The organism is Kitasatospora sp. NPDC088160, assembly GCF_044741445.1.
In the GTDB taxonomy this organism is placed as follows: Bacteria; Actinomycetota; Actinomycetes; order Streptomycetales; family Streptomycetaceae; genus Kitasatospora.
Genome location: NZ_JBIUSS010000003.1, coordinates 1 through 1,583, shown reverse-complemented (window position 1 = coordinate 1,583; position 1,583 = coordinate 1). Strand labels below are relative to the sequence as shown.

General features: G+C 75.4%; 1 protein-coding gene. It reads left to right on the top strand.

The window, feature by feature from the left end:
* Positions 1-189 precede the first annotated feature (189 nt).
* On the top strand, positions 190-1,077 hold the full coding sequence (locus tag ACIOGZ_RS04785) for a hypothetical protein (protein ID WP_363633797.1): 888 nt from the start codon (positions 190-192) through the stop codon (positions 1,075-1,077).
* The last annotated feature ends 506 nt before the right edge of the window (positions 1,078-1,583 follow it).

The following is a 1,583-nucleotide window of genomic DNA, read 5'->3' as shown; positions in this document are numbered from 1 at the left end:
CCCCCGCCGCCCCCCCCCCGGCGCGGGGGGGGGCCGCCCCCCCCGGGGGGGGGGGGGGGGCGCCCCCCCCCCCCGCGCGCGGGGGGGGGCGGCCCGCCCCCCGCCCCCCCCCCACGGCCGTTTGGGGGGCCGCCGCGGCTATATGATCACGCGGCCGAGATCACGTCACGGGGGAGCACGAGAACAGCGATGGCCGGGCAGGCAGTACTCGCACCGCCGAGGGAACTCCGCACCTGGTTCGGCCGTCGCTCGGTGCGGATGACCGGATCCGCGCTGGTGTGGCAGGAGGAACCGGAGGCCTTCCACATCCCCTACGGCCGGATCCACCGGGTGCACGCCGTCCCCGGCCGGGGCGTGCTCTGGGACCTGTGCGTCGAGGTCGACCCGCCGGGGCGCGGCGAGCGCTCCGAGTTCCGCCTGGGCACGACCGACGCCAAGGCCCAGGCGTTCGCCGACGCCATCAACGCGCAACGGCTGAAACGGCTCGCCGAGGCTCCGGCCGACCCGACGCGGATCCGCGTCGAACCGTTCCGGCGGCCCAGGCCGCTGCGGCCCGCCGGCTGGCAGCTCGGCCTCCTCGCCCTGTTCGCCGGCTGCCTCACCGAGTCCGTCGCCCTGGCCCTGCTCGGCCACCCGGTGCGGGCCGGGTTCGTCTGGGCCGGCTTCGCCGCCTGGTGGGTGAGCGCCGCCTGGGCGGCGAACCTGCCCTGGCAGCTGCGGTACTGGCGCCAGCAGCAGGCACTGGGCGAGCTCCGCCCGGCGGAGTTCACCGGCTCCTACCTCGGGGAGTACAGGGTGCACGACGTCCACGGCCACTCCCGCAGCACCCGGCGCACGCTCCGGTACACCTACCGGGTGACCGACCAGCTCGGCACGGCGCAGCGGCACGAGTGCAGCGCCGCCGACGTGGGGGACGTGGCGCGGCCCCGCACGGTCCTGGTGGTGCCCGGCCGCCTGTCGGCGGACACGCCGGGCGGGCTCGCCGGCCACCTGGTGTGGATGGGCGTCACCGGCCTGCCGACCCTGGTCGCGGGCCTGGTCGGCCTGGTCCTCGTCCCGGGCCTGCTGCTGCCCTGAGCCGCCGACGGCTCACCGGTGCCGACCACCCCGCTCACCCGGATGCGCGTCCGGCCTGGACTCCGGGTCCGCCTCCCGCCCCACCCGACGCGCACCCTTCCGTTTGCGGTGGCCCGGGCCGGGGTGTGGGGGCGGTGTGCCGGCGCTGGAGATCCACTGGAGGCCGCCTCAAGGCGGGTGGTTCGTGGCGGGTTGGGTGTGTTCTGGTGGATGGCGAAGCAGACCCGGGGCGGGGCACACCGGGGGACGGTAGACGCTCGCGCATGGATGTGAGTGTGGAGGCTATGGTTCGCCGGCCCGGAGTGGATTTGACTGGTGGACATGAGGACGGACGCGCGGGGTTCGCAGAACCGCCCGGGTCCGCTGGTTTCGTCGACTTCTTCTCCGAATGGGGTGGCTGCTGTGGTTGCCAAGGGTGTTGTGGATCTTCCGGTCGGTGCTGGTGTGGTGCTGGTGGTGGGTGGGACGGGTAAGACCGGTCGGCGGGTGGCGGATCGGTTGGCGGG

Bases quoted from the DNA above. Each gene is read 5' to 3' on its own strand.
- ACIOGZ_RS04785 (WP_363633797.1), top strand. From the start codon at position 190: ATGGCCGGGCAGGCAGTACTCGCACCGCCGAGGGAACTCCGCACCTGG.